Raw genomic sequence first — 25,393 nt, 5'->3', positions numbered from 1 at the left:
TTGCCGAAAAGCTTTGGGAGGAGCGAATGCCGACAGACATCGCCCATGCGGACCGCGTGTATGAAACAGCGCGCCAACGTTCCGCAGCCGCAAGTTCTCCGATCATCGCCTCATGGCGCCGTTGCATGGTCACGCACCGTCTTGCGCCGGAGGAAAACCGCAAGCCGATCTTTCTTACCGACGTCGAATTCCGCCGTGCACGCGAAAGTGCGGCGGGCCTGATTGCCGAAAGCACGGATGAACTCGACCGTATTTTTCACAGTGTCGGCAAATCCGGCTGCTGCCTGCTTTTGACAGACGCCCAGGGCGTCGCGCTGGAGCGCCGGGGTGCTGCCGGTGACGATCGTGATTTCCGGGCGCTCGGTCTCTGGTCCGGCGCCGTCTGGAGCGAAGCGAGCGTCGGAACCAACGGTATTGGAACGGCACTTGCCGACGAGCGTTCGGTGGTGGTCTATCGCGATCAGCATTTCTTCACATCGAACACGGAACTGTGCTGCACCACGGCCCCGATCCGCGACCATACCGGCCGGGTGACGGGCGCTCTCGATATTTCCACGTGCCGCGACGACATCAACGAAATGACGTTTTCTTTCGTCACGCAGGCGGTGCGGGATGCGGCCCAGCGTATCGAGGGCAATCTCTTCCGCCGGGCCTTTCCCGGCGCGCGCATCGTCGTGGTGCCTACGGGTTTCAGTCCGGCACTTTCGTTGCTTGCCGTCGATCAGGACGATCTCGTGCTTGGGGCGACGCGCGCGGCGCGCCTTGCGCTGAAGCTCGATGACCATCGCATTGCGCAGGGGCTGCCCGCCGCCGATGTCTTGCAGGAACAGCGTCACGACGGCGGTTCCGATCTTGAGGAGGCGGAACGTTCGGCTTTGCGCCGGGTTCTGTCGCGCACCAATGGCAATGTCACGCAGGCCGCGTCCCTGCTCGGCATTAGCCGCGCCACGCTTCATCGCAAGATGAAGAAATTCGACGTGCATTGAGGCTACCCGAGAGGATACCCGCTCAATTCAGCGGGATCGGAGCGGGTTTGTCGCAGATGTGAGACAATGTGCGCTGCGGAACCGCGCGGTGCCACTACCCGCCACGATCATCTAGGCCCACCTTCCTGTCATGCGGTCCGTCGCGGATCGTTTTCATCAGGGAGGATGAAATCATGAATATTCAGGTTCAGCACAAAGCTGGCGAAGCGCCCTTCAAGCTGAAATACGGAAATTTCATTGGCGGCAAATGGGTGGAGCCGAAATCCGGCCGCTACATGGACAATCTGTCGCCGGTAACGGGTCACAAGATTTGTGAGGTTCCGCGCTCCGATGCGGCCGATATCGAACTCGCACTGGATGCCGCCCACCAGGCGCGGGAGAAGTGGGGCAAGACGAGCGTTACCGAACGTTCCAACATCCTGCTCAAGATCGCCCAGCGCATCGAGGACAATCTGGATCTCATCGCACGGGCCGAAACCTGGGATAACGGCAAGCCGCTACGCGAGACCACCAATGCGGATATTCCGCTGACGATCGACCATTTCCGCTATTTCGCGGGCTGCATCCGCGCGCAGGAAGGCACGATCGGCGAAATCGACAATGACACGGTCGCTTATCATTTCCATGAGCCTCTCGGTGTCGTCGGCCAGATTATTCCGTGGAACTTCCCGATCCTTATGGCCGCATGGAAACTTGCACCGGCACTCGCCGCCGGCAACTGCGTGGTACTGAAGCCGGCGGAACAGACGCCTGCTTCTATTCTGGTGGTGATGGAGCTTATCGAAGACCTGCTGCCGCCGGGCGTGCTCAACATCGTCAACGGCACTGGTGTTGAAGCGGGCAAGCCGCTGGCGCAGAGCAAGCGCATCGCCAAGATCGCCTTCACCGGCTCCACCCCCGTCGGCAAGGAAATCATGCGTTATGCGGCCGACAATGTCACAAACATCACGCTGGAACTGGGCGGCAAGTCGCCGAACATCTTCTTTGCCGATGTGATGAATGAAGACGACGCCTTCCTTGACAAGGCGCTTGAAGGTTTCGCCTTCTTCGCGCTCAATCAGGGCGAAGTCTGCACGTGCCCGTCGCGTGCGCTGGTGCATGAATCGATCTACGACCGCTTTATGGAAAAGGCGATCAAGCGCGTTCAGGCCATCAGCCAGGACGACCCGCTCAATCCGTCGACCATGCTGGGTGCGCAGGCCTCGCAGGAACAGTTCGACAAGATCATGCGCTATCTGGATATCGGCAAGAAGGAAGGCGCAAAGGTTCTGACCGGCGGTGACCGCAAGACGCTCACGGGCGATCTTAAGGACGGTTATTACATTCAGCCGACGGTCTTCGAAGGCAACAACAAGATGCGGGTTTTCCAGGAGGAAATCTTCGGTCCTGTCGTTTCGGTCACCACCTTCAAGACGGTGGAAGAAGCGCTCGAAATCGCCAATGACACGGTTTACGGTCTTGGCGCTGGCGTCTGGAGCCGCGATACCAATATCGCCTATCGCGCTGGTCGTGGCATCGAAGCGGGCCGCGTGTGGACCAATTGCTACCACGTCTATCCGGCCGGTGCCGCCTTTGGTGGTTACAAGCAGTCAGGCATTGGTCGCGAGACCCACAAGATGATGCTCGATCACTACCAGCAGACCAAGAACCTGCTCGTATCCTACAGCCCGAACAAGGTTGGCTTCTTCTGAGTTCCTCCCCGGAAGCCGGCGACGGATCGTCCTGATTTCCGGCCGCCGGCGAGTTCCCAGGGGCTTCGGTCCCTGGGAACCCGGATGAAGTTCAGCAAAATAAAAGGCCGGAGGTTTTGCCTCCGGCCTTTTTTTACTGCGGACTATGCCGCGTCACGCTGGTCGCGGTTTCGGGTGGCACCTACGGAGAACTGGCCCACCTGTTCGGTCAGGCCATCAGCTTCGCTTGCGAGCGAGAAGGCCGCAGCCGTCGTTTCCTCCACCATCGCCGCGTTCTGCTGCGTTACATGGTCGAGTTCGTTGACGGAGGCGTTGATTTCGCCGAGGCGGCCGGATTGTTCGCGCGAAGCTGTGGCGATTTCACCGATCTGATCGTTGACCGACTGGATGCGTTTCTGGATCTGCTCGAGGCTTTCTCCGGTTTTCAGCACCAGTGCCACGCCGCTTTCCACATCGCCCGCAGAGGTGGCGATGAGCGTCGTGATATCCCGTGCGGCAGCCGCCGATTTCTGCGCGAGTTCCCGCACTTCCTGTGCCACGACCGCAAAGCCCTTTCCGGCCTCACCGGCGCGGGCGGCCTCAACCCCGGCGTTCAGCGCCAGAAGATTGGTCTGGAAGGCAATCTGGTCGATGACGTCGATGATCTGGCGGATCTTGGACGACGACGTCTCGATACGCTCCATGGCGACGATTGCTTCTTTGACGACAGCGGTGGATTTATGGGCATCCTGCATGGTTTCCGCCGTCGTTCCGACTGCGACGTCGCAGCGGGAGAGGGAAACGTTGACGGCCTGCGTCATGTCTCCAAGTGCGGCGGCTGCTTCCTCTAGGGCGGCCGCCTGGCGTTCCGTGCGTCGCGACAGATCTTCCGATGCGCTTTTCAGCTCGCCGGAGCCGGAGCGGATGGCATTGGCGCTTTCGCCGATGCTTGAGATCGTCGCATCCAGCCCCGCTATGGAGTTGTTGAAATCGACGCGCAGATGGTCGAGCGACGGCACGAAGGGTTTTTCAATGCGAAGATCGAGCCTGCCCGCAGCAAGATTGGCAAGGCCGGTCGCAAGCGCATCGACTGCTTCTTCCAGTTCCTTTGCACTTCTTGCCTTTTCCATCTCACGCTGGGCACGTTCCTCGTCCAGTTCTTCGCTTTTGCGATGGGACTCGGTTTCCATGCGCTGCTTGTCGAGAATGCCCTGGCGGAAGGATTCCAGTGCGCGCGCCATGGTGCCGATTTCGTCACCACGGGAAACGGCCTTGATCTCAATATTATGGTCACCACCGTTCAGACGTTCCATCAACCCGGCAAGGCCGGTCAGCGGCTTGGTCAGGCTGGCGGAAACGAAAATGCCGATGAGTGTCATGACGGCAAGCACCGCAAGTGTTGCAAGCGTTGCCCAGAAGGCGAGATCATTGGCCGCTGCCAGCACCTTGCCCTCCTGCTGGCCGATGGCCAGAAGATGCTTCTGTCCGAAAACGGAGACCGGACGATAGGCGTAGAAGATGCTGCCCGCAGGGGTCTTCGCCATGACCGTTCCGGCTTCGCTGGCACCTGTAAGTGCCGCGAGACTTTCGGAAACGGCGACACCAGCCCCACCGGAGAGCACGCCCGCGCGAAGTTTGCCTTCAGCGCTCAGAAGAACGGCGTCGTCGATGGACTTGCCGGTTTCCTCAGGTGTTACCACCGCACCGATACGGTCTGCGGAAATGCGCATGATGACGGCGCCCTTGCGCTGCAACTGGCCCCAGTTCGAGACCGCAAGCGGCATGCCGATCAGGGCCGAGTCATTGGTGCCGCCATCGCTGAACCCAGTTGTGCTGATGACACCGTCCTTGCCGGCCTCGATGCGGTCGAACAATTCCTTGATCGTGCTGTTTTGCGGTTCCGTCACATTGGTCAGGAAGTTCTTGCCCTTGGTCACGGAATAGATAATGAGGCCTGCCTTGTCGATGACGTAGATGTCGCTGACCCGGGTGTTGCGCCAGACGCTGGCGATGGCCGCGTTGATCGTGGCGTGGCGAATGGCATAGAGCAGCCGCAAGCCTTCACCGTTGAAGGAGGCGCGCTCCTCCTCGGATACGCCCTCGCGGCGGAATGCCTGAATGATCGCATCCTTTTCCGTCGGTACGACCGTGGTCATGGTTTCCAGCGCCTGAGCGATCGCAGCGTTCTGCGACAGCTCGGAAATGCTTTGTTCGACGCGCAGCGTATAGGCATCAAGCTGTTTGGACTGGTTTCCCGCAACCGTCTCGAGCCTGATCTTGCTGGCGTCGATCAGGCCGGACTTGCCCATTTCGTATGACAGCAGCCCAACGGCCAGGCACGAAACCAGCGTCGCGCCCGTGACGAGCGCTGCGAATTTGGCCTTGATTGACAATGATTTAGCTTTGACAGCAGTCGGATTTGCACCCGGCATCCTGTTTCCTCCCCCCAAAAGAACGTTGCGGTACCGTCGCAACAATTGTTTACGGTCGCGTTAAGCTTGGCGGGGAATTGTATGATTATTTCCCGCATACCGTGAAAAAATCCAAGGCCCTGGCCGCCATTCTCCGTAATAAAACTGCAATGGAACAGGCGCATACCGTGCGAAGTTCAACGGCTGTTCATATTCATGCAAGCTTTTCGCGCTCCTGCTCTTGCCACTATCGACGATGTTTGCGGAACACCCGCGGCTGGATATGACGGAGCCCCTTTGAGATCGATCCCGGATTTCGCGGTTATCGTACCCATGCACAATGAGGAAGCGAGCGTTGAAACGCTTGTCGCTGAGATCGTTGCTGCCTGCCAGCCGGTCGGTCCGTTCGAGATTATCGTGGTGGACGACGCATCTTCCGATCGCACGGCGGATGTGGCGCTTTCGCTTGCCGGGCGTTATCCGATGCTGCGGCTGGTGCGGCATGACCGGCAGGGCGGGCAATCGGCTGCGATCCATAGCGGTGTGCAGGCAGCGCGCGCGCCGGTTGTCTGTATGCTTGACGGAGACGGGCAGAACCCGCCGGACAATCTGCCGGCGCTTCTTGCGCCGCTTCTTGCCACGAACGCGCCGAGCCGGCTTGCGCTTGTGGCCGGGCAGCGCGTCGGCCGGCGCGATACGCTTGCAAAACGTCTTTCCTCCCGCTTCGCCAATGGCTTGCGGGCGCGGATATTGAAGGACGGCACGCGGGATACCGGCTGCGGCCTCAAGGCTTTCCGTCGCGACGCCTATCTCGCCTTGCCCTATTTCGATCACCACCACCGCTATTTTCCGGCGCTCTTCAATCGCGACGGCTGGCAGGTTGCCCATGTCGACGTCACGCACCGGGCGCGCCTTCATGGCAATTCCCATTACACCAATATCGGCCGCGCGCTTGTCGGCATCCACGACCTGATCGGCGTTGCCTGGCTGTTGCGGCGGCGCAAGCGGGCAAGTTGGGCCGAAACCTTCAAAACGGAGACATCGCCGTGAACGCACCGGCCTTATGGTCCATGCTGCATGTGAACAGCTGGAAGGAATTTCTCTGGGTCTGCACCGGCTTTATGGGCCAGATGCTGTTTACCATGCGTTTTCTGGTTCAATGGATTTCGTCGGAACGGGCGAACCGCTCGGTCATTCCGGTAGCCTTCTGGTATTTCTCCATCGTCGGCGGCCTTGTGCTGCTATTATACGCGATCTGGCGTCGCGATCCCGTTTTCATTCTGGGACAGGCCTCCGGCCTGTTCATTTATGCCCGAAATCTCTGGTTGATCCATGCAGAACGCCGCCAGCATGCATGAGGCCGCAGCTCTGCCTTACGCGCAGGCGAATGAACAGCGCCAATGGATGACGTTTGCGCTTGCGGCAATCGTGCTCGTCACCGTGCTGCGCGTCCTCGGGCTTGCTTTCAACCGCACCGATCTTTTCGTTGATGAGGCACAATATTGGCTGTGGGGCCGGGAGATGGCGTTCGGCGCCTATTCCAAGCCACCGCTGATCGGCTGGATCATTCGCGCCGCCACCACTCTGAGCGGCGGCGAGAGCACCTTCGACGTCCGGCTCGCCGCGCCGGTCATCCATGGCATAGCGGCCGCGGCGATCCTTGCGCTCGGGCGCATGATCTATGATGCGAAGCTCGCCTCGCTGGCTGCCGTCATCTATCTGACGCTGCCCGCCGTGACGCTCGGCAGTCTGCTGATCTCGACCGATACGCCGATGATGCTGTTCATCGTGCTGTCGATGATCTGCGTGCGCAAGCTTGCGGAAGCACGCGCTGCCGGTGTGTCCGCGATGCTCTGGAGCATTGCGCTCGGTCTAAGCTTCGGCCTCGGGCTGATGTCTAAATATGCGATGATCTATTTTCTGCCCTGCTTCATCGCTGCCGGCTGGCTGTGCGTGGGCTGGCGCATCCGTTGGCGTGACGCCGGTATTGCTGTAGTTGTCTGCGCCGCAGTCGTCGCTCCCAATCTGTGGTGGAATGCCGCACATGATTTCATGACCGCGCGCCACACGGCGGACAATGCCAACTGGCATGGCGTGAAGCTGAAAATCGGTCCGGCGCTCGAGTTCTTCTTCTCGCAGGCGGGTGTTGTCGGGCCGTTCGTCTTCATCGGCATGATCGTCGCGACGTTCAGGGCCAAAACCGCTGAAACCCGGGCGCTTGTCGCCCTTTCGGTGCCGATCGTGCTTCTGATAACGGCACAGGGGCTGATGTCGCGGGCGCTCGCCAACTGGGCGGTGGGGGCTTATGCCGCGGGCGTGCTTCTGGCGGTGCCTGTCCTGGCATCCCGGCGCTGGCTTACCGTCTCCACCCTTGTGCTCGGCGGCATCGTTGCCATCGCACTGCCGTTGATGACGATTGCCGGAACGGAATTGCGCTTGCCGAATGGCGACCTGGCGATGAAGCGTTATCTCGGCGGCTCGGAGCTTGTGTCGACCGGCCTTTCAAGGGCACGAGAGGCGGGGGCGGATGCAATCGTCGCTGCAGATCGCTCCATTCTGGCCGAGCTTTTTTATCAGCTGCGGGACGAAAAGCTGCTCATGCCGCGCGCTCTGCCTGAAACCGGCGTTCCTTCCAGCCACTACGCGCTTCTTTACCCGCTGAAAGCCGGAGAGGCGACAAATCCCGTCTATCTTGCGAGGGCGGACAGCCTGCCGGGCTGTCTCAATGGCCAGGCGCCGCTGTCGACCTGGGTTGCCGGGCCGGGCTCGTTCGAGGGCAAGGAAATCGGTCTCTGGCGTCTGCCGCCACAATGCATCCCGAGGGTTGCCGATGGACAATGATCTTTCGCATATGCGGATCACGATCTGGGTTACGTTCGCCACATTGGCGCTCGTCATCCTGTTCGCGACCTTCCCGTCCATCGACCTCGAGTTTTCTTCCCTGTTTTTCTCGCCCGAAGCGCGCCTGTGGGCTGGAAGCCTGCCGGTTCCGGAATGGTTTCGCGATACGTTGCGGGAGTTAACGGAACTGGCCGCACTTCTGGCCTTCATCGTTCTGGTCGGCAACATCAGGCTGGGGGCGCTGCAGCGCACGGGCTGGCGCGTCTGGGCCTTTCTCTGCGGGCCTGTGGTGCTCTGCGCCGGGCTTCTGGTAAACGGGGTGCTGAAGGCCAATATCGGCCGCGCCCGCCCGTTCAGCGTCAGCGATTTCGGTGGACATCAGCTTTTTACGCCGCCTTTCCAGTTCAGCACGCAATGTTATTCAAACTGTTCGTTTTCCTCCGGGGAAACGGCGCTCATAGCGAGCTTTTTCCTGCCGCTCTGCGCGCTTGTCTGGAACCGCCTGCAATGGGGCGGGCGTCTTTTCATGGGCAGCACTGCCGCCGGCGCCATCATCCTCATGTCCGGTCTGCGTATTGCAGCTGGCGGGCATTTTCTCAGCGATGTGGTGATGTCCGTGCTGTTTTCCGCACTGACGACGCTGTTCCTTTACCGGGCGCTGGCAATTGCCCGTCATCGTCATCTATTTACCGGCGATGCCGTTACGGCCGATGCCATCAGCCTTTGGCGCAATGGCAGCCATGCTGTTCGCACCCGCGCTCGGCGCTGGTGGCCGAAAATCAAGGCCGCCGCCACACGGCTGCAACGACCGCCGGATGCGGGCACGGCATCTTCCTGAATGGTGCAGATGGAGTGCTGCGATCTCTGCGGATGCTGAGATAGCTGGCAAAATTGATAAGCTTTCTTCTCATCATGCCAATCTTTAACCAGCATCCAGCCACGGCGCAGACGCGCCGTAAGAAAGGATCTCACGCGATCAAAGACTTGATCGCACTGGACCCCGGACTAAATCCGGGGTGACGGTATGCGGATGCAGTGATTTTGCAGATGTGCGAGAGAAACGATTGCTTCAGTCGAACAGGCCGGAAACCGACTGTTCCTGCGCGGTGCGGTTGATCGCTTCGCCCAGAAGGCCTGCAGTGCTGATCACACGGATATTGTGCGCGGACTGGACGCTGGTGGTCGGCTGGATGCTGTCGGTGATGACGAGTTCGCGCAGCTTCGATGAGGCCACGCGGGCAACGGCGCCGCCGGAAAGCACGCCGTGCGTGATATAGGCAGTGACGCTGGTTGCGCCCTTTTTCAACAGCGCTTCGGCAGCATTGCAGAGCGTGCCGCCGGAATCGATGATATCGTCGATCAGGATGCAGTCCTTGCCGGATACGTCGCCGATGACGTTCATGACTTCGGATTCACCCGGACGGTCACGGCGTTTGTCGACGATGGCCAGCAGACAGTCCAGACGCTTCGACAGGGCGCGGGCGCGCACCACACCGCCAACGTCGGGCGAAACGACCATGACGTTGTTGGTGTCGTAGTGGTCCTTGATATCGCGGGCCAGAATGGGCGCTGCGAAGAGGTTGTCGGTCGGAATATCGAAAAAGCCCTGGATCTGGCCGGCGTGAAGATCGAGCGTCAGAACGCGGTCGGCGCCGGCTTCGGTGATCAGGTTGGCGACGAGCTTGGCGGAAATCGGTGTGCGGGGGCCGGCTTTGCGATCCTGGCGGGCGTAACCGAAATAGGGAAGTACTGCCGTGATGCGTTTTGCCGAGGAGCGGCGCATGGCATCGATCATGATGAGCAGTTCCATCAGATGATCGTTTGCCGGAAACGAAGTGGACTGGACGAGAAAAACGTCCTCCCCGCGTACGTTTTCACTGATTTCTACGAAAATTTCCTGGTCAGCAAACCGCTTTACGGTGGCATTTCCCAAGGGAACGTTGAGATACTTGCAGATCGCTTCGGCAAGGTGCCGGTTCGAATTGCCTGCGAAAACCTTCATTGCGCCCGCCTGTTTCCATGCAATCGCCTTGCGCCACGGGAAAGTGTCTGCCGTAACCAAGCGTCGTTCAAGGGGAGGAACATCCGGCTGAAAAGCCTTTGCCGGATACGCCTTGTTGCCATGCGCGCCTTAATAGCGTTGTTGCTTCCGATTGCAAGAGGACTCCGTGCTTTCGCAATGATTTTCATGAAATCTCTGTGACTTCTCCCGCCGTTTCATCTCATCCCCTTTGAGACTGCTTCCATGACGAATACTCGTTGAGCGTTTTTGCGGCGATATCCTGCATGACCCTGTCGGTCGCGGCGGCCCAGGGATCGCTGCCCTTGGCTGTCACCGTTTCCTGCCCCTGCAGGCGATGGAGCCTGACACCATTGGCATCCAGAACGTCCCAGACGTAGATGATGTTGACCTTGCTGCCATCGGCGAAGGCGGAGAAATATCCCTTGAGGATGTTCTCTGCCGAATTGTCGTTCGAGGCGCGGATTGTCAGCCCCTTTGCCCGCGCCTCGGCGCCCAGTTGCCGCGAAAGCGGCGTGACGGCCTGAACGGGCGCGCCGATGATCGGCAGGAAGCGGATGGTGTTGCCGGAAGCGGCGGGGGCAAGTGCAGCCGTCTGCTGTGGAGGCGGCGGCTGGGTGCTGGCGGGTGAGTGGCCTGCAGATTGTCCGGTAGACTGGGTCTGACCAAGAGGTTCGCCGTACTCATTGCCGTTGGAAAGCGCCTGTGCCTGCGCCTGCAGGGAGTTCTGCGGTGCGTAAGCGGGCACGGAAGAGGCGGTTGCCGGTGCGCCTGCGGGCGCGCGGTCGGCGGCGGCAGCCATCTGGTCGAGATCGCCCTGCGTCACCGGTGTCGATTGCGAGCTGTTGTGCCCGACATTCACCTGCGGCGTCAGCGCCTCCGTGGTGTTGCAGGCCGACAGGGTCAACGCCAGCGCCGGAATGACGAGGACCGAAACGACAAACGTCTGGAAAGGGCGGGTAAACCCCGTCCGGCTCATGCGACGTTTCCTCTCATGTTCCGCTCCTTCTTGCCCAAGGTGGCGGCAATGTAGGGCCGGTTTTCCCGCTCTGTCAAACCCGGTGCAGATTTAAGCTGTGAGAAGATCGAGGCTATGGCGCGAGAGCGGTTCCGGCGCGCCTTGCGTGGTAAGGTAGGTCTGGCCGAGGGTCATGGCGGTGCCGGAATCAGAATCCATCACGATCATGTGCACGAACAGGGTCATGTCGCTGGCGATTTCCTGCGCGTTGCCGGCATGGAACATCTGATGCTCCATCCATGACGGTGAGAAACGCGCGCCCAGCGAATAACCGCAGGAGTTCAGGCGATGGCGGGTCAGTCCACGCTCGTCCATGACGCGGGCGTGCACGTCGAAGACATCGCCGAAGGTCTTGCCGGGCCGCAGCACTTCTTCGATGTCGGTGAGGTTTTGCAGGCAGGCGCTGTAAAGCTCCTTCTGGCGGAAGTCCTGTTCGCCGATCACCACCGTGCGCATCATGGCGGCGTGGTAGTGGGCGCTGACACCTGCCCATTCCAGCGTCAGCTGATCCTTGTCATCGAGAATGCGGCGCCCGGCCTTGTAACGGCACAGCAGCGCGTCCGCGCCGGAGCCGATGATGAATTCATTGGCGGGATAGTCACCGCCGCCGGCCAGAACCGCTCCCTGCATTGCCGAGAGGATCGCGGCTTCGTCCGCACCGGGCTTGATGAGCTCCAGTGCAGCGTCCAGAGCCTCGTCCGCAAGTCTGCCTGCCTTCCTCGCATAGGCGATCTCGGCTGGGCTCTTGATGAGCCGCAAGCTGCTGACCAGATAGGAGGCGTCGATCATCTGGCAGAAGCTGGCAAGCTGGTTGTCCAGCAGGCGGGCAACGCGCCCGGTCATGCCGTGGGTGTCGTATTCCACGCCGATCTTGGCGCCAAGGAGATCGAGATCGCTGAGGAGGTTCTTAAGATCGAGCGTCGGGTCGGCATTGGGCCGGTCGACCCAGACGAGAATATTCTCGATCGTCGAAGTATTTCGGGCCTGCCGCATATCTGCCGAACGGGTCAGAAGCATCATGGAGCCGTCCGACTTGACCACCAGCGTCTGGAAGAAGCAGTAGCCGAAGGTGTCATAGCCGGTAAGCCAGTACATGCTTTCCTGGGCGAAAAGCAGAATGGCGTCCAGCTTCTCTTCCGCCATCTTCGCAATCAGCCGTTCGCGTCGGGCATCGAATTCCGAGAGCTCGAAGTGCAGGGCCATTTAGTCCTCCAGAATTGCGATTGCGGAAATCTGCCGCCCGTAGTCGGGCTCGGCACGGTGGGTCGTGCGGCGGTAGGAATAGAAGCGTTCTTCATCAGGATAGGTGCATAGGCCGAGGTTTTCCGCTCTCACGCCCGCATTGACCAGCCGGTCCACCGTAAATTGCTTGAGGTCGAATAGCGCATGGCCGCCTTTGTCCGAAGCGGTGAAATAGGCCGCATAGGCAGGATCGAAATCGGTGAAGCGCGCCATATACTCAGGCCCGACCTCATAATTGGCCTGGCTGATGGAGGGGCCGAGAGAGGCGGAGATGCGCTCGCGGCTGGCGCCCAGCTTCCTCATGGTCTCGATCGTGTTTTCGAGCACGCCGAACAATGCACCCTTCCAGCCGGCATGGGCGGCACCCACAACGCCCGCTTCAGCATCAGCAAAGAGGATCGGGCCGCAATCGGCGCTCAGAACGCCGAGCACGAAACCCGGTGTCGCCGTTACCATCGCATCGGCCTGCGGGCGGCTGCCGTCATAGCTTTCATCGACCACAAGGACATCAGGAGAATGGACCTGATGCACGGTGGCGAGACGTTCCGGAGACAAGCCGAACCATTGCGTGACGCGCCGGCGGTTTTCCTGCACCAGTTCCGGCTCGTCATTCGAACCGAGGCCGACATTGAGGCCCTGATAAAGCCCCTCGGAGACACCGCCTTGCCGGGTGAAGAAACCGTGACGGACACGGTTTTCACTCAAGGCGGCAAGCAGGGGGCTCTGGATGGGGAGCGGCAGCGTTTCGTTCTGCATGGTGCGGGAGTTCCTTGGAGAATGTCGCTGTTGGCCAGTGGGATGCGTTAAGCGAGATGTTTCCTGTTGCCACGGCGTTGCGCGGCGTTTGTCTGGTGCAGTGTGTCTGCGTTCGCTTGCTTCGTTCTGGGCCGATGTTGGCCCAGAGGTGATTGCACTGTCAATCCACCGCGCGAAACGGCATGAGATGGAGCGCGGGACTTGAAACGGCGATGACCTTGAAAAGTTCCCCCATCCTGCCAGCCCCTTCGCCAGCGAGACGGTTGACCGCTTCGGCGATTTCAAGCGTCTGGTCGGGTGTAGCTTTTGCGGCAAGGGCGGTTGCCCGTTCCTTCAGGCCAAGACCATAAAGAAAGTCGCCCTGCCTGATGCCGCCGTTGACATGAACGCCGTTTGCCTCAGCCGTCCTGATAAGGCTTTCGAAATCGACATGGCTGGTCAGATCGGCTTGCCCGGGATGAGAAAGCGGCGGGTCGAAGGCATGGTTGCGCATGGCCTGCAATGTGTCGCCATACCCGGCGACCAGATGGCCGTAGTCGATCGCGAGTGCGGTGCCGCCATATGCGGACAGACGCTGGCAGATTGCGGTCATTACGGCTTCGCGGGCGGGTGATATCTCGAATATGCTGCCTATCGGCTGCCGTTCCGGGCCGGGCGGCAGCAGCGTCGGGTCGATGCCGGCAAGCCCAGTCGAGAAGACCAGTTCACCATCGGTACCAAGACTGACCACCCGTTCGCGGAAACCCTGCGGCGTTTTCACGAATTGGCGGATTGGGATGGCGTCGAAAAGCTCATTGGCGACGAGGAGCAGGAAACCTTCCGGCACCGCATCGAAACTGTCATGCCATGTCAGCCGTTCGGCATGCGCAGCGAGCGTCTCTTTCTGGATGGCGCAAAGGCGAGGGCTGGTCTCCACCAGATGCACCCGCATCGTCTCGTAAAGCGGTGGGGCGATGCGGCGGATGACGCGCAGCATGTCAGACATCATGGTGCCGCGGCCGGGGCCGATTTCCACCAGACGAATATCTGCGGGTGCGCCATGGCGCTGCCAGGCGTGAACCACGAAAACGCCGAGCATTTCGCCGAAAAGCTGACTGACTTCCGGAGCGGTGATGAAATCACCCGATCGGCCGAAAGGCTCGCGGCTCCGGTAATAACCGTGTTCAGGATCGGCCAGGCAAAGCGAGAAGAAATCGGTGACGCTGAGCGGGCCGTTCAGGCGGATGAGAGATTTGATGCGTTGCGCAAGCGGTGTCGTCATGGCAGGCCATTCCGCTTAAGCGCGTATTTTAGCGCGCCGCGCACGCAAGACGGCCCAGAGGCCAAGAAGGAACATCGGCGTGGAGAGTACCATGCCCATGGTCAGCCAGTTGCCCGCGAGATAACCGATCTGGGCGTCCGGCTCGCGGAAGAATTCCACGAAGATGCGCGACAGCGCGTAACCGCAAACAAAGATGCCGGTTACGATACCAGGTGTCTTGAGCGCCCTGAAAACGTAGATGGTGACCGCCAGAATGACGAGGAGAACGAGGCCTTCAAGTCCCGCTTCGTAAAGCTGGCTGGGGTGACGCGCAAACGGCCCGCCGGTCGGGAACACGACGGCCCAGGGAACGTCGGCGATACGTCCCCACAATTCGCCATTGATGAAATTGGCGATGCGTCCGAACAGCAGGCCGACAGGTGCGACGGCTGCGATGATATCGAACATGCTCCAGACAGGGATGCCGTTCTTGCGGGCGAAGAGGATCATGGCGATGGTCGTGCCGATCAGGCCGCCATGGAACGACATGCCGCCGTTCCATATCTCAAGTGCTCTTATAGGGTTTGCGGCGACGGCGCCAAGATCGTAAAACAGGATGTAGCCGATGCGCCCGCCAAGCACGATGCCGCCGGCTGCCCACAGGATGAAGTCGTCAAGATGCTGCGCGGAGATCGGCGATGTATCGTTTGGCCACAGGCGAGGCGTAAGCGCAAGGCGGCGGGCATAAAACCAGCCGAGCATGATGCCGGCGACATAGGCAATGCCGTACCAATGGATCGCCAGAGGCCCGAGAGACAGGGCAACCGGATCGATATTCGGAAATGGCATGATGGCAAGTTGGGTGGGAGCGGCTAACAATCCGTATATTCCGTCATCGTTGCTGGGCGGACAACAGAATGACCCATTGCCTCAAGGAGCCGGGCGATGATGCTCTCCGGTCTCTTTACGCGAGGAAAATGGCGATTGCCGCAGCGCCGGTCAAGATTATTCTTCAAGGGACGCTTTGCGATGCCGAAGGCCATTGCAAGCCATGTGGATTTTTCGATTTTGCTTGCAAGGCGGCTGTCGAGTGCCTACCTGAAAGGCATCAACAGCAGGGAACGGAACGCTCCCTGAACCGACGAAGGAACAGGGCCATGAGCACGACAGGCACCAATCGTTTTCTGGATGAATTCGCCAAGCTGATGACCGATGCGGCGGGCGCTGCGCAGGGAATGCGCAAAGAGGCCGAGGCTGCCTTGCACGCACAGGCGGATCGCTGGCTGAACAGCCTCGACGTGGTCAAGCGCGAGGAATTCGACGCGGTGCGCGAGATGGCGATAAAGGCGCGCGATGAAAACGATGCGTTGCGCGCTCGCATCGAGGCTCTGGAAGCAAAGCTTTCTGCTGCCAAGGATTGATTCTTTTCGCGCTTTTTCATCAATAGGTCCCGGATCGCCTGCGATTCCGGGACTTTTTGTTTGCGGGCCATGCAACCCGAAATTATTCCCTCTCGATCCGGACCTGCCTCCATCGTTAATTTTTTGAGGCCTGTGGACACTTCCAAAAAACGCAATTGCCAGAGTCGCTTATGTATCTCGCCTGAGGTGATGGGGGAGAAGATATCCACTGTTCAAAAAGTAAAAATGCTGCCCGAGGGGTGGCAGCAGGACTCGGCCATTATACACTGATTTTAAATGATGATTCGAAACGAACCTGGTAAGCTCCACACAGGGTGAATGTGTAACTCTGTTGGTGTCGGGCAATCGTCTCAAGTGTTGAATCCGGTTTGTGTGTGCGTTTTGTGCCCGGCGTTCAAAACAGAACATCCATACCGGATGAGAAGGTGCCGCATGAGCCTGATAGAATTTGAAATTGAGCGCCAGTCCAATCCCGTGGACATGATCGAGATTGTCGCCGCCTCGAACGACTGGTCGTTCGAACGTTCCGGCGAAGACGAGATCGCCATGACGGTGGCGGGCCACTGGGCCGATTATCACGTTTCCTTTTCCTGGATGGAAGATTTTGAGGCACTGCATCTGGCGTGCGCCTTCGACATCAAGGTGCCCGATCAGCGCGTCAACGAAGTCATTCGCCTGTTGTCTCAGGTCAACGGCCAGGTACTGATGGGTCATTTCGATCTGTGGCGGCAGGAAGATGTTGTGATCTTCCGCCAGTCGCTGCTTCTGGCTGGCGGTGCGGAGCCTAACAACCAGCAGGTGGAAGTGCTGCTTTCCAGCGCGCTTGAGGCATGCGAACAATATTATCAGGCATTCCAGTTCGTCGTATGGTCGGGGCTGGATGCGAAAAGTGCAATTGAAGCGGTCATGTTCGAGACCGTCGGAGAAGCTTGAAAATGGTCTACAGGGCTTCCGGTCCTCTCGTCCTCGTTGGGGCGGGCAATATGGGCGGCGCTTTGCTTTCGGGCTGGCTGAAAAAGGGTGTGCCGGGTTCGCAGGTTATCGTCATCGATCCGCGCCCCTCCGACGCCATGCGCACGACAATTGCGGAAGCGGGCGCCACGCATAGCGAAAGCGTGCCTGACGGCGTGAAGGCGGGCATTCTGTTTGTCGCGGTAAAACCGCAGATGATGGAAGCAGTGCTACCCTCCCTCAAGCCCTTGCTCGGACCCGAGGCCGTGGTGGTTTCGATTGCGGCCGGCACCACCATCGGCACTTTCGTTTCGCATTTCGGCTCGGTCGCCGCCGTGCGGGCCATGCCGAACACGCCGGCCATGGTTGGCCGTGGCGTGACGGGCGCCTATGCCAACGAATTGGTGACGCCGGCGCTAAAGGCCGTGGTGGATGGATTGCTGAAGGTCAGCGGTCCGGTCGAATGGGTGGAAACCGAAAGCGATATCGACGCGGTCACCGCGGTTTCGGGAAGCGGTCCGGCCTATGTCTTCTATCTGGTTGAATGCATGGCGGAAGCCGGTCGCAAGGCCGGTCTGCCGGCGGATATAGCCATGCGGCTGGCGCGTGAAACCGTGGCCGGTGCTGGCGAACTCCTGCATCAGTCTTCTGACGAGGCGGCGCGCCTGCGCCAGAACGTTACCTCGCCGGGCGGTACAACGGCCGCCGCACTTTCGGTGCTGATGGCCGAAGACGGCATGCAGCCCCTGTTTGACAAGGCGATCGCTGCGGCGAAAAATCGCGCCGAGGAACTGGCTGGTTGAAGACGAGCAGGCTGGCGGGAGCAGGGCATGAGCAGTGAAATTTCCTATGCCGATTTCGAGAAGGTCGATATCCGTGTCGGCACGATCGTTGAGGCAGAGCCATTTCCGGAAGCACGCAAGCCGGCGATCAAGGTGAAGATCGATTTCGGCCCCGAGATCGGCATCAAGAAATCCTCGGCGCAAATCACGGTGCACTATACCCCGGAAAGTCTGATCGGCCGGCAGGTGCTGGGTGTGGTGAATTTTCCGCCGCGCCAGATTGGCCCGTTCCGCTCCGAAGTTCTGACACTGGGGTTTGCCGATGGCAACGGCGACATCGTGCTTGCCGCGGTCGAGCGGCCGGTGCCGAACGGCGAGAAAATGTGCTGAGAAAGCGCAACAACACGCAACCCGAAGATTGCGCAGGCTTAACACTCTTTCTCCGTCATTCCGGTTCAAGGCTGGAATGACGGATGCGGGCGAGCCGCATCACATTTTTCTCTCCGCTGCTCTACGCCGGAATTTTGACGATTACCCGCAATCCGCCCATCGGGCTGTCGTCCAGCGATACGTCACCGCCATGGCTGCGGGCGATGTCTCGGACGATGGAGAGGCCGAGCCCGGTGCCAGAGGCGTTGAGGTTGCGTGCCTCGTCCAGCCGGAAGAACGGCTTGAAGACATCCTCCCTTGACGCTTCCGGAATACCCGGCCCGTCATCATCAAACGTCATGATGATGGAGCGTGGAGCCTTGCGGATGTCGATATGGAGCTTGCTGGCATAGCGCCGGGCATTCTCCGCGAGATTGGCGACGAGGCGGGAGAGGGCATTCGGGCGCGCGATGATCTGGTCGATATTATAAAGCTCGTAGCTGAATTTCTTGCCGTGCAGCTCGAAATCATAGTCGATTTTTTCCAGAAGTGCCGGAAGCTCCAGCGTGCCGACATCCTCCTCGACATCGGTGCGGGCAAAGGTGAGGTAGGCCTCCAGCATCGACTGCATATCCTCGACATCCTTGTCCAACCCTTCCAGATCAGGATTGTCGCCGGCAAGCGCGAGTTGCAGCTTGAAACGGGTGAGGATGGTGCGCAGGTCGTGGCTGACACCGTTCAGCATGGCAGTGCGCTGTTCCATCTGCCGCTCGATGCGTTCGCGCATCAATATGAAGGCAAGTCCCGCCCGCCGCACCTCGTCTGCGCCGCGTGGGGAATAGGCGCTGATCTTCTGGCCCCTGCCGAAATTTTCGGCCGCCTTGGCAAGCGCTTCGATAGGCTTGATCTGACCGCGCAGGAACAGGATGGAAATGGCGATCAGAACCAGCGATGCACCGACCATCCAGACAAGGAAGATATGCGTGTTGGAGGCATAGGCGGCGCTGCGACTGGTAAAGACGCGGAGTGTCTTGTCTTCGAGCTGGACACGTATTTCAACCAGGGAACCGTTGCCATAAGTATCGATCCAGAATGGCCGGCCGATTTGCTGGGTCAGCTGATTGGCGAGGATCGTATCCAGAATGGAAAACAACGGTTCTGGTCTCGGGGCCGGCAAATCGGCCTTCGGCTCGATGTAGATGCTGAGACCCAGCTTCTCGCGAGCGATGCGGATGACGCGCTGATAGTCGTCTTCTTCCTCATCAGTTTGCAGAAGCTCGATGATCGCTGCGATATCGCGCGTTACGGCGGAGGAAAGGCGCTCGGTAACCAGCTGCCAGTGACGCTCCATGAAAACGGCCGCGACAACGCCCTGAAGCAGGATCATCGGCAGGATGATGATAAGCAGCGAGCGCGTATAAAGCCCGGTGGGCAGCCAGTGGCGAAGCCATCTGGTAAATGCGCGCCAGGTCTTCGCTACGCCGCTGTTCCTGACAGTGATTAGAAAATCGAGGCTCGCCATGGCTGTGCGCCCGCCTTTCGTTTGTCCTTGTCAATCCACGCTCAGGCGGTAGCCGATGCCACGCACCGTTTGCAGATAGACCGGGTTGGCAGGGTCGTCCTCGATCTTGCGGCGAAGGCGGTTGATCTGCACGTCGATTGTTCTTTCGCCCACTTCGGATTCCGCCTCGACCAGCTCGTGCCGTGGAATGGTATCGCCGGCGCGAAGCGCAAAGAGCAGCATGATCTCCTGTTCGCGATCCGTCAGGCGGATCGTTTCAGCGCCGCGCCGCAATTCCTTCCTGGGGATAGAGAAGCTGTAGGGGCCGAACATGATCTGTTCGATCTTGGGCGTATCCGGCGAAGTGTTGCGCCGCAGGATGTTGTTGATACGAAGGACAAGTTCGCGCGGATCGAAAGGCTTCGCGAGATAATCATCCGCGCCGGCTTCCAGCCCAGCAATTCGCGAATCCGCCTCCGAGCGGGCGGTCAGGAGAATGACCGGCACGGATTTGTTCTCATTCAGCGACCGGGTGAGCGAAAGCCCGTTTTCCCCCGGCATCATCACGTCGAGAATGAGAAGGTCGAAACGGATGCCGACCATCTTGCGCCGGGCTTCTGCCGCATCGGCTGCGACGGAGATGCGGTATCCCTTGTCGCCGAGGAAACGTTGCAGAAGATTGCGAATGCGGGCGTCGTCATCGACGATCAGAAGGTGGGCCGCATCGTCATCAGCGGGGGGGAGTTTTGTCGTTGCCGTGGCCATCGTCAGTCGCCTTCCCCCGGTGTCGGGCTACGCATCTGCGCCAGAAACTTGCGAACGCAGGCGCGGGCGTCGGGTCCAAGCCCTTCCAGCGCACGGTCGATCCGCCGCGACTGCGGCTCGCTCAGCGCCAGCGCCAGTTCGCGCCCTGTCAGCGTCGGATAGAGCCTGCGCTGGCGGCGGTCTTCCGGGCCAGCCATCTGGCGGATATAACCGTCGTCGATCAATTGCTTGAGCACGCGGGCAAGGCTCTGCTTGGTGATCTGCAGTGTGTCGAGCAGATCCGCCACCGTCATGCCGGGCTGCCTGCTGACGAAATAGACTACCCGGTGATGCGCGCGCCCATATTCCAGTTTCGAAAGAATGACATCTGGATCGGAGACGAAATCGCGATACGCGAAGAACAGCGCCTCTATCGTATCGAAGTCGATCTTGCCGTCGTCAACCTTCGGGAGTGCCGGTGTCTGCCTGGCGGCTGCGGTTTTGAGCGATTGCGGTGGCACTGCGGTTCCTTCATATTCTGCGGCTGACATGCGTCGATGCGCCAATATTCTGTAAACATAGCCGAAAATGCGTCCGCTCGGGAGGATGCCGCGATCATTTTCTGTTGCGGTGGATAATATGCTGCGGGTGCCGGTGCAACTGGAATCCTGACTGCCATTACCGGAAATAGAAAAGAGCGCGGAAAGCCCGCGCTCTTCATTGGTTTCATGCTGCCGGTATCGAGTTCGCGTCTACTGGTAGACGTAGACAATCCGGCGCGTCGATGGCTCCACCAGAACAGGCACGTCGTTCACCTGAACGTAGCGGTACTGGTAATCAGGGATTTCCACGAGCCGGGTATCGGAGGGCAGGGTGCTGCCGACCGCTACCTCGCCATCAAAGGTGACAGTGTCCGCAGGGTGCTCGTCAATATAGGAGATGACTGTTTCGGGCGGATTGACTTCACCGACGCGGCCAAGGTTTGGGTCGCCGGGGTTGGGTTCTGCCTGTACGCTCGAGGTCTTCTCGTAAGTCACGACCGGCACGCTGATATCGGAGCGGCGCTGTTCGAGAATGACGGGAGAGCCCTCATACATGACATTCAGATAATCCGCATGTGCCCAGCCGCGCAGGCCGTTGACTTCGATTCGGCACCAGCTGCTGCCGTCCATGCAGCCATCGAGAACCGCATTGCTGCCACGGGTGGCAAGGCCAAGCTCGGGATAATCCTCGCCTGGGCCCGAACGAACGGAAACGTCCGATGCTGTTGTGGCGACCATGGCGGCGTTTGCGTAACCGGCCATCAGGGCGAAAGCGCCGCCAGCCATGAGCATTTTAAGCGTCTTGTCCATGTGTCTCACTCCTTTTAAGACTGGACCTACAACGTCGCAGCCTTCAGGGCGTTCCACATTTTTCACAGATACCTCCCGTCTCGGGCGGGAACATTTCCGATATCTAATTGAATTAGCTCATATTTTTTGGGAGTGGCAAGGTCACCGGAAACCGTTGCTTTTTCCTCCGCCATTGTGCCGGAACCGGCCGCAGGCTATAGGAGGCCGGATTTGTCAGACAGGGAGACACGGGATATGGGAAAGTTGCAGGCGGGCATTATTCCGGTCACGCCGTTCGAGCAGAACTGCACCATTCTCTTCGATGAGGATACGAAGGAAGGCGTTATCGTCGATCCCGGTGGGGATGTGGATGTCATTCTTCAGGTGGTTTCCGAAAACGGCATCGCGCTCAAGGAAATCTGGCTGACGCACGGCCATCTCGACCATGCCGGCGGCGCCAAGGAACTGCGCGAGAAGCTTTCCCTGCCGGTGATCGGCCCGCATGAGGACGATCGGCCGCTGCTCGAGAGGATCGAGACCCAGGCCGAGAAATACGGCATCAGCGGTCTTCAGAACGTTTTGCCGGACAGGTGGCTGAATGAGGGCGACATGGTATCGTTCGGGGATCATGTCTTTGAAGTCTACCATTGCCCGGGTCACGCTCCAGGTCACGTCATCTATTATAATCGCGACCAGCAATTCGCCCATGTCGGCGATGTGCTGTTTGCGGGGTCGGTGGGGCGTACCGACCTGCCGGGCGGAAACCACGAGCAATTGATGGCGTCCATTCGCGACAAGCTGCTGCCGCTGGGTGATGATGTCGGATTTATCTGCGGCCATGGCCCCGGTGGGCGGCTTGGCGAGGAGCGGCGCACCAACCCCTATCTCAAGGGGATCTGAGTTTCCGGGCGCGTATTGGCGCCTCCGGATTGGGCATAAAAAAACCCGGCATTCCTGCCGGGCTTCAACTAGAAATGAAAGCCGTTTTAGGGTTAGCCAGCAATCTGCAGATTGACTGCCTTCGGGCCCTTGCCGCGACGATCCGGTTCCGTGTCGAAGCTCACTTTCTGATTTTCTGAAAGTCCGGACAGGCCGGAAGCCTGTACGGCAGAGATATGAACAAAGATATCAGCGCCACCATTGTCTGGCTTGATGAAGCCGAAGCCTTTGTCTGTGTTGAAGAATTTTACGGTGCCAGTTTCGGCCATGCATCAGGTCCTTTTCGCTCTGCCCGCGTTCAGCTACAGGCAGCATTACAGTTTTGCCCCGCGAGGGCGTTGGCAGGCAGCTCTTGACTATTGAGAAAAAGGACCTTCACAGCGGGAAGTAATGGCGTTCTCATCCAACGTTTTTCGTCCCACCGCCCGAGGTTTATAGCGTCCCCAGTGCGCAAATTTATAGGCCTTCCCATGCTCGCAAATTGCCCGAACCGCAGTAGATTGCTGCGTTTATGGAAAATTGGCAAGCAAAAGTTTTCACGGGCTTTTTGTCGGATAAAAACCTGCGGTAGAATTCCTGCGCGTAGTCGCACATTTTTTCCGCATATTTGATAATTGATGAAATAATTGCCGGTTGCCTTCGGTTTCCGGGCAAAATTTTGAATGCGGCGGTACGATTTTTCCTCGAAACAGAAAAATCAGTTCTTTCTGCGTCAGGCCGTTCCAACGGCGGTTTTTTGCCGTTTACGCGTCAGTTCCGGCACCAGTTCGACGATCAATATAGCGGCGAAAATAATCACGCAGCCGATATAACCGGCGTTGGAAATGGTTTCCTTCAGGAAAATCGACGCCAGCAAGGCACCGAAAAGCGCCTCTGAAGAGAGAAATATCGCAGCCTGCGGCGCGGTCGTATACCGCTGGGCGACGACCTGCAAAACGAAGGCGAGGCCGGAGGATACGAGGCCGACGTATAGAATTTCCGCCAGCGACCCCTCTATGGACGCCATGCTGATGGGTTCTACCGCAAGGCCGATCATGCAACTCAAGAGAGAGCAAATCGCAAACTGAGTGCATGAGAGCGCAAGCGGCCGTCCGCTTTCGGAAACGAAACGACCTGCAAGCGTAATCTGGATTGCCCAGAAGAAGGCGCAGATGATGCTGAGAATATCGCCCTGCGTCAGCGCCTCGAATGCGCCGCCCGAGAGCAGGAATATTCCGCCCAGCATCATCAGGGCGCCGGGCCAGACGATCCAGTGGGGATGGCGCCGGTAAAGAACGACGGCGATCACGGGCACGAAGATGACGTAAAGTCCCGTCAGGAAGCTGGAATTGGTGACGGTTGTAGTCAAAAGCCCCACCTGCTGCGTCGTCGCGCCGCCGAACAGGGCGAGGCCCACAAGGATGAAGCCGCCGATTTCCCTGCGACGTGGCGGCGATTTTTTCGAGCGGTTTTCCATCAGGGCGAATGGCAGCACGGCGATGGCGGCAATGGCGAAGCGTAAACCGACGAACCAGAATGGCCCGATCGAGGCCATGGCGGACGATTGTGCGACGAAACCGCCTCCCCAGATCGCCGCGGCGAGCAGAAGCAGCATGTTGGCCTGAATACGCGTCATTGATGGCACCAGCACAGCAGGGGCCCGAAGATCATTCCGTCGCGGCCTTGGCATTTCGGGGATTTTTGAAACGTCGTTCTGACGACTTCCCCTGTGCTTTAGCAGCAACACGCCGATGCCGCAAGTCGAGGAGAGGGCGGCTTACTTGTGGCGGCGGGCCTCGTCCTTCAGGCTTCGCCGGGTAAGCGCGAGGCCGCCTATGCCGAGGCTTATGAAGGCTGCGGCGGAGAAGATAACCAGCAACAGGTGGCCGCCCGCCCGCGCGGTTGCCGTCACCTGCGGAATAGAGGATGTCTGCAGGGTGTCGATTGCCTGAGAGGCTGCATTGGCCGAGGTTGCGATCCCGGCGGCCATGGTAACGACGACAAGAAAGGCGGCAATGGCCATCCAGAGGGAAAACAGCGTTCTCTGCGCCCTTAACCGTTCAACTGATGTCCTGTCGTTGGTAAACATGGCGATCGCCTCTTGTCCCTGTTCTCAAAGGATAAAAGAGGCTTCGAAATGGACGGCTTGGAGACCGAATTCAGGCGTTCCGCAGTATTTATTGTGGCAATATCGTGGCAAAGCCGATTTCGGGACAATTTCGCTGTCAACGGCCTCAAAGGCCGCGTTTTCCGAAGGTTCGGGTCTGGCGCAGGGTATGCGGCTCGGCTGGGCGGTCTTCACGCGGGAATGCCGGTGTCGCAGCGCTTCTGTCCGACCTTGGCGAGGGTGAAAAATATCCGCTGCCGAGTTCGGGAAAGCGAGCGTCGAAACTCGTCGGTGCTAGTTCGGGTTTTGCCAAAACGTATCCCTGCATCAGCAGGACGCCGAGGTCCTCGCAGATATCCACCTGCCTGCCGGTTTCCAGTCCTTCGAACACCGGCTCTATCCCATCGTCGCGAAACTGGCTGACGATGACGCGCAGAAGGGCGGCGCCTGCCGAATTCTGCATGAAATCACGCACCCAGCCTGCCTCGAATTTCACATAGTCCGGCTTGATGAGTTTCACCCGGTCAATGTCGGAATCGCCCGCGCCATAATCGTCCAGCGCCACGCGAAAACCGATGTCATGCATATGATAGGCGAAGTCGGCGACCATCTGCGTATCGGAGACTTTTTTCTCGGAGATTTCGCAGACGATGCGGTCTGCCGTCATGCCGGCCTCGTGGGCGGTAAGGCGCATGCGCTCCACTTCCTGACGCATCTTGGCCGGGGTCTGGAACAGGCCCGGATGGAAGTTGACGAAGACGCGGGCGCGCGAACGATTGAGCCTGCCGGTATTGAGAATGTGGATCGTGCGCAGAATACTGTCGATATTCTCTATATCTTCAGGCGCCACCAGCGAGAAGAATTCACCCGGTGTCACCGGTTCGCCGTTGCGATGGGGACGCACCAGACCCTCGAAGGAATCGATGTCGAGAGCGCCGTTCATCGTTCGGCGAAAGATGGGCTGCAGGGCGGATTTCAAGTTGAAGGTGCCATAGGCCGTGGACCATGTGCCATCGACCTCGCGGACAAGACTGGAAAAGATGCTTTTGGGCGCCATTTTTCAACCAGCTACAGAGACACGACCT

26 protein-coding genes are annotated in these 25,393 nt (G+C 59.4%); 11 read left to right on the top strand and 15 right to left on the bottom strand.

Going from position 1 to position 25,393, the window contains the following annotated elements; all coding sequences use genetic code 11:
- Positions 1-26: 26 nt before the first annotated feature.
- The gene (locus tag ACZ5A6_RS09480) at positions 27-986 is read left to right on the top strand and encodes a helix-turn-helix domain-containing protein (RefSeq protein WP_013636592.1); all 960 of its coding nucleotides are present in this window, start codon (positions 27-29) and stop codon (positions 984-986) included.
- 173 nt (positions 987-1,159) lie between these two features.
- On the top strand, positions 1,160-2,677 hold the full coding sequence (gene adh, locus ACZ5A6_RS09475; RefSeq protein ID WP_003513477.1) for an aldehyde dehydrogenase: 1,518 nt from the start codon (positions 1,160-1,162) through the stop codon (positions 2,675-2,677).
- A gap of 143 nt (positions 2,678-2,820) precedes the next feature.
- Here adh and ACZ5A6_RS09470 read toward each other — a convergent pair whose 3' ends face one another.
- Positions 2,821-5,088 (bottom strand): methyl-accepting chemotaxis protein, encoded by a 2,268-nt coding sequence (locus tag ACZ5A6_RS09470; protein WP_464110917.1) that lies wholly within the window; start codon positions 5,086-5,088, stop codon positions 2,821-2,823.
- A gap of 189 nt (positions 5,089-5,277) precedes the next feature.
- On the opposite strand from ACZ5A6_RS09470, the gene ACZ5A6_RS09465 reads away from it, so the two are divergent.
- From ACZ5A6_RS09465 to ACZ5A6_RS09450, 4 genes are read left to right on the top strand one after another with little or no spacing between them, the layout of a single operon-like run.
- Positions 5,278-6,117, top strand: coding sequence for a glycosyltransferase family 2 protein (locus tag ACZ5A6_RS09465; RefSeq protein WP_026330769.1), 840 nt, complete (start codon positions 5,278-5,280; stop codon positions 6,115-6,117).
- A 20-nt stretch (positions 6,118-6,137) separates the two neighbouring features.
- Entirely contained in the window at positions 6,138-6,425 is a 288-nt protein-coding gene (locus ACZ5A6_RS09460) for a lipid-A-disaccharide synthase N-terminal domain-containing protein (protein WP_019565216.1), read from the top strand.
- Positions 6,400-7,908 carry an ArnT family glycosyltransferase gene (locus ACZ5A6_RS09455; RefSeq protein WP_003513470.1) on the top strand — a complete coding sequence of 503 codons (1,509 nt, stop codon included), beginning with the start codon at positions 6,400-6,402 and terminating at the stop codon, positions 7,906-7,908. The genes ACZ5A6_RS09460 and ACZ5A6_RS09455 overlap by 26 nt, the downstream gene beginning before the upstream one ends.
- Positions 7,898-8,746, top strand: coding sequence for a phosphatase PAP2 family protein (locus ACZ5A6_RS09450; protein WP_003513468.1), 849 nt, complete (start codon positions 7,898-7,900; stop codon positions 8,744-8,746). Before ACZ5A6_RS09455 ends, ACZ5A6_RS09450 begins: the two co-directional genes overlap by 11 nt.
- Before the next feature lie 231 nt (positions 8,747-8,977).
- Here the strand turns inward: ACZ5A6_RS09450 and ACZ5A6_RS09445 are convergent, their stop codons facing one another.
- The 6 genes from ACZ5A6_RS09445 to lgt all read right to left on the bottom strand — a co-directional run bounded on the left by ACZ5A6_RS09445 (position 8,978) and on the right by lgt (position 15,033).
- Positions 8,978-9,910, bottom strand: a complete 933-nt coding sequence (locus ACZ5A6_RS09445; protein ID WP_003513466.1) for a ribose-phosphate pyrophosphokinase — start codon at positions 9,908-9,910, stop codon at positions 8,978-8,980.
- 220 nt (positions 9,911-10,130) lie between these two features.
- Positions 10,131-10,907 (bottom strand): hypothetical protein, encoded by a 777-nt coding sequence (locus ACZ5A6_RS09440; protein WP_003513464.1) that lies wholly within the window; start codon positions 10,905-10,907, stop codon positions 10,131-10,133.
- 90 nt (positions 10,908-10,997) lie between these two features.
- Positions 10,998-12,149, bottom strand: coding sequence for a M24 family metallopeptidase (locus tag ACZ5A6_RS09435; RefSeq protein WP_111800992.1), 1,152 nt, complete (start codon positions 12,147-12,149; stop codon positions 10,998-11,000).
- On the bottom strand, positions 12,150-12,944 hold the full coding sequence (gene pgeF, locus ACZ5A6_RS09430; protein ID WP_003513461.1) for a peptidoglycan editing factor PgeF: 795 nt from the start codon (positions 12,942-12,944) through the stop codon (positions 12,150-12,152).
- Positions 12,945-13,104: 160 nt separating this feature from the next.
- A complete protein-coding gene (locus ACZ5A6_RS09425; protein WP_019565221.1) occupies positions 13,105-14,205 on the bottom strand; it encodes a class I SAM-dependent methyltransferase in 1,101 nt (366 codons plus the stop codon).
- A 15-nt stretch (positions 14,206-14,220) separates the two neighbouring features.
- On the bottom strand, positions 14,221-15,033 hold the full coding sequence (gene lgt / locus ACZ5A6_RS09420; protein ID WP_029658791.1) for a prolipoprotein diacylglyceryl transferase: 813 nt from the start codon (positions 15,031-15,033) through the stop codon (positions 14,221-14,223).
- A 308-nt stretch (positions 15,034-15,341) separates the two neighbouring features.
- On the opposite strand from lgt, the gene ACZ5A6_RS09415 reads away from it, so the two are divergent.
- From ACZ5A6_RS09415 to ACZ5A6_RS09400, 4 genes are all read left to right on the top strand, one after another.
- A complete protein-coding gene (locus tag ACZ5A6_RS09415; RefSeq protein ID WP_003513446.1) occupies positions 15,342-15,605 on the top strand; it encodes an accessory factor UbiK family protein in 264 nt (87 codons plus the stop codon).
- 432 nt (positions 15,606-16,037) lie between these two features.
- The gene (locus tag ACZ5A6_RS09410; RefSeq protein ID WP_006311131.1) at positions 16,038-16,538 is read left to right on the top strand and encodes a type III secretion system chaperone family protein; all 501 of its coding nucleotides are present in this window, start codon (positions 16,038-16,040) and stop codon (positions 16,536-16,538) included.
- Between the two features lie 2 nt (positions 16,539-16,540).
- Positions 16,541-17,359 carry a pyrroline-5-carboxylate reductase gene (proC, locus tag ACZ5A6_RS09405; protein WP_174061042.1) on the top strand — a complete coding sequence of 273 codons (819 nt, stop codon included), beginning with the start codon at positions 16,541-16,543 and terminating at the stop codon, positions 17,357-17,359.
- 27 nt (positions 17,360-17,386) lie between these two features.
- Positions 17,387-17,728 carry a tRNA-binding protein gene (locus ACZ5A6_RS09400; protein ID WP_003513443.1) on the top strand — a complete coding sequence of 114 codons (342 nt, stop codon included), beginning with the start codon at positions 17,387-17,389 and terminating at the stop codon, positions 17,726-17,728.
- Between the two features lie 121 nt (positions 17,729-17,849).
- On the opposite strand, the gene ACZ5A6_RS09395 is transcribed toward ACZ5A6_RS09400, so the two are convergent.
- The 4 genes from ACZ5A6_RS09395 to ACZ5A6_RS09380 form a co-directional block, all read right to left on the bottom strand.
- Entirely contained in the window at positions 17,850-19,229 is a 1,380-nt protein-coding gene (locus ACZ5A6_RS09395) for an ATP-binding protein (RefSeq protein ID WP_003513442.1), read from the bottom strand.
- 30 nt (positions 19,230-19,259) lie between these two features.
- Complete coding sequence (locus tag ACZ5A6_RS09390; RefSeq protein WP_003513441.1) at positions 19,260-19,973, bottom strand: response regulator; 714 nt, start codon at positions 19,971-19,973, stop codon at positions 19,260-19,262.
- 2 nt (positions 19,974-19,975) lie between these two features.
- Entirely contained in the window at positions 19,976-20,503 is a 528-nt protein-coding gene (locus ACZ5A6_RS09385) for a MarR family winged helix-turn-helix transcriptional regulator (RefSeq protein WP_003513440.1), read from the bottom strand.
- A gap of 201 nt (positions 20,504-20,704) precedes the next feature.
- Positions 20,705-21,304 (bottom strand): DUF1236 domain-containing protein, encoded by a 600-nt coding sequence (locus tag ACZ5A6_RS09380; RefSeq protein WP_003513439.1) that lies wholly within the window; start codon positions 21,302-21,304, stop codon positions 20,705-20,707.
- A 234-nt stretch (positions 21,305-21,538) separates the two neighbouring features.
- On the opposite strand from ACZ5A6_RS09380, the gene ACZ5A6_RS09375 reads away from it, so the two are divergent.
- Positions 21,539-22,183: an MBL fold metallo-hydrolase gene (locus ACZ5A6_RS09375; RefSeq protein ID WP_003513437.1), complete on the top strand. Its 645-nt coding sequence runs from the start codon at positions 21,539-21,541 to the stop codon at positions 22,181-22,183.
- 92 nt (positions 22,184-22,275) lie between these two features.
- On the opposite strand, the gene ACZ5A6_RS09370 is transcribed toward ACZ5A6_RS09375, so the two are convergent.
- From ACZ5A6_RS09370 to ACZ5A6_RS09355, 4 genes are all read right to left on the bottom strand, one after another.
- Positions 22,276-22,491 (bottom strand): cold-shock protein, encoded by a 216-nt coding sequence (locus ACZ5A6_RS09370; protein ID WP_003494703.1) that lies wholly within the window; start codon positions 22,489-22,491, stop codon positions 22,276-22,278.
- A gap of 443 nt (positions 22,492-22,934) precedes the next feature.
- A complete protein-coding gene (locus ACZ5A6_RS09365; protein ID WP_065687153.1) occupies positions 22,935-23,837 on the bottom strand; it encodes a DMT family transporter in 903 nt (300 codons plus the stop codon).
- Between the two features lie 141 nt (positions 23,838-23,978).
- Positions 23,979-24,290: a hypothetical protein gene (locus ACZ5A6_RS09360; RefSeq protein WP_083211489.1), complete on the bottom strand. Its 312-nt coding sequence runs from the start codon at positions 24,288-24,290 to the stop codon at positions 23,979-23,981.
- A gap of 145 nt (positions 24,291-24,435) precedes the next feature.
- Positions 24,436-25,365 carry an EAL domain-containing protein gene (locus tag ACZ5A6_RS09355; protein WP_038491745.1) on the bottom strand — a complete coding sequence of 310 codons (930 nt, stop codon included), beginning with the start codon at positions 25,363-25,365 and terminating at the stop codon, positions 24,436-24,438.
- Positions 25,366-25,393: the final 28 nt, after the last annotated feature.

It is taken from the genome of Agrobacterium sp. 6Ca8 (assembly GCF_055382765.1).
The sequence above is the reverse complement of the archived record's forward strand: the minus strand, read 5'-3'. Positions and strand labels throughout refer to the sequence as shown.

Coding starts and splice junctions, on each gene's coding strand:
- ACZ5A6_RS09400 (WP_003513443.1), top strand. CDS start 17,387: ATGAGCAGTGAAATTTCCTATGCCGATTTCGAGAAGGTCGATATCCGT.
- ACZ5A6_RS09470 (WP_464110917.1), bottom strand. CDS start 5,088: ATGCCGGGTGCAAATCCGACTGCTGTCAAAGCTAAATCATTGTCAATC.
- ACZ5A6_RS09455 (WP_003513470.1), top strand. CDS start 6,400: ATGCAGAACGCCGCCAGCATGCATGAGGCCGCAGCTCTGCCTTACGCG.
- ACZ5A6_RS09360 (WP_083211489.1), bottom strand. CDS start 24,290: ATGTTTACCAACGACAGGACATCAGTTGAACGGTTAAGGGCGCAGAGA.
- adh (WP_003513477.1), top strand. CDS start 1,160: ATGAATATTCAGGTTCAGCACAAAGCTGGCGAAGCGCCCTTCAAGCTG.
- ACZ5A6_RS09370 (WP_003494703.1), bottom strand. CDS start 22,491: ATGGCCGAAACTGGCACCGTAAAATTCTTCAACACAGACAAAGGCTTC.
- ACZ5A6_RS09375 (WP_003513437.1), top strand. CDS start 21,539: ATGGGAAAGTTGCAGGCGGGCATTATTCCGGTCACGCCGTTCGAGCAG.
- pgeF (WP_003513461.1), bottom strand. CDS start 12,944: ATGCAGAACGAAACGCTGCCGCTCCCCATCCAGAGCCCCCTGCTTGCC.
- ACZ5A6_RS09365 (WP_065687153.1), bottom strand. CDS start 23,837: ATGACGCGTATTCAGGCCAACATGCTGCTTCTGCTCGCCGCGGCGATC.
- ACZ5A6_RS09410 (WP_006311131.1), top strand. CDS start 16,038: ATGAGCCTGATAGAATTTGAAATTGAGCGCCAGTCCAATCCCGTGGAC.
- ACZ5A6_RS09390 (WP_003513441.1), bottom strand. CDS start 19,973: ATGGCCACGGCAACGACAAAACTCCCCCCCGCTGATGACGATGCGGCC.
- ACZ5A6_RS09435 (WP_111800992.1), bottom strand. CDS start 12,149: ATGGCCCTGCACTTCGAGCTCTCGGAATTCGATGCCCGACGCGAACGG.
- ACZ5A6_RS09445 (WP_003513466.1), bottom strand. CDS start 9,910: ATGAAGGTTTTCGCAGGCAATTCGAACCGGCACCTTGCCGAAGCGATC.
- ACZ5A6_RS09395 (WP_003513442.1), bottom strand. CDS start 19,229: ATGGCGAGCCTCGATTTTCTAATCACTGTCAGGAACAGCGGCGTAGCG.
- ACZ5A6_RS09450 (WP_003513468.1), top strand. CDS start 7,898: ATGGACAATGATCTTTCGCATATGCGGATCACGATCTGGGTTACGTTC.
- ACZ5A6_RS09385 (WP_003513440.1), bottom strand. CDS start 20,503: ATGTCAGCCGCAGAATATGAAGGAACCGCAGTGCCACCGCAATCGCTC.
- ACZ5A6_RS09380 (WP_003513439.1), bottom strand. CDS start 21,304: ATGGACAAGACGCTTAAAATGCTCATGGCTGGCGGCGCTTTCGCCCTG.
- ACZ5A6_RS09415 (WP_003513446.1), top strand. CDS start 15,342: ATGAGCACGACAGGCACCAATCGTTTTCTGGATGAATTCGCCAAGCTG.
- ACZ5A6_RS09425 (WP_019565221.1), bottom strand. CDS start 14,205: ATGACGACACCGCTTGCGCAACGCATCAAATCTCTCATCCGCCTGAAC.
- ACZ5A6_RS09460 (WP_019565216.1), top strand. CDS start 6,138: ATGCTGCATGTGAACAGCTGGAAGGAATTTCTCTGGGTCTGCACCGGC.
- lgt (WP_029658791.1), bottom strand. CDS start 15,033: ATGCCATTTCCGAATATCGATCCGGTTGCCCTGTCTCTCGGGCCTCTG.
- ACZ5A6_RS09480 (WP_013636592.1), top strand. CDS start 27: ATGCCGACAGACATCGCCCATGCGGACCGCGTGTATGAAACAGCGCGC.
- ACZ5A6_RS09440 (WP_003513464.1), bottom strand. CDS start 10,907: ATGAGCCGGACGGGGTTTACCCGCCCTTTCCAGACGTTTGTCGTTTCG.
- ACZ5A6_RS09355 (WP_038491745.1), bottom strand. CDS start 25,365: ATGGCGCCCAAAAGCATCTTTTCCAGTCTTGTCCGCGAGGTCGATGGC.
- proC (WP_174061042.1), top strand. CDS start 16,541: ATGGTCTACAGGGCTTCCGGTCCTCTCGTCCTCGTTGGGGCGGGCAAT.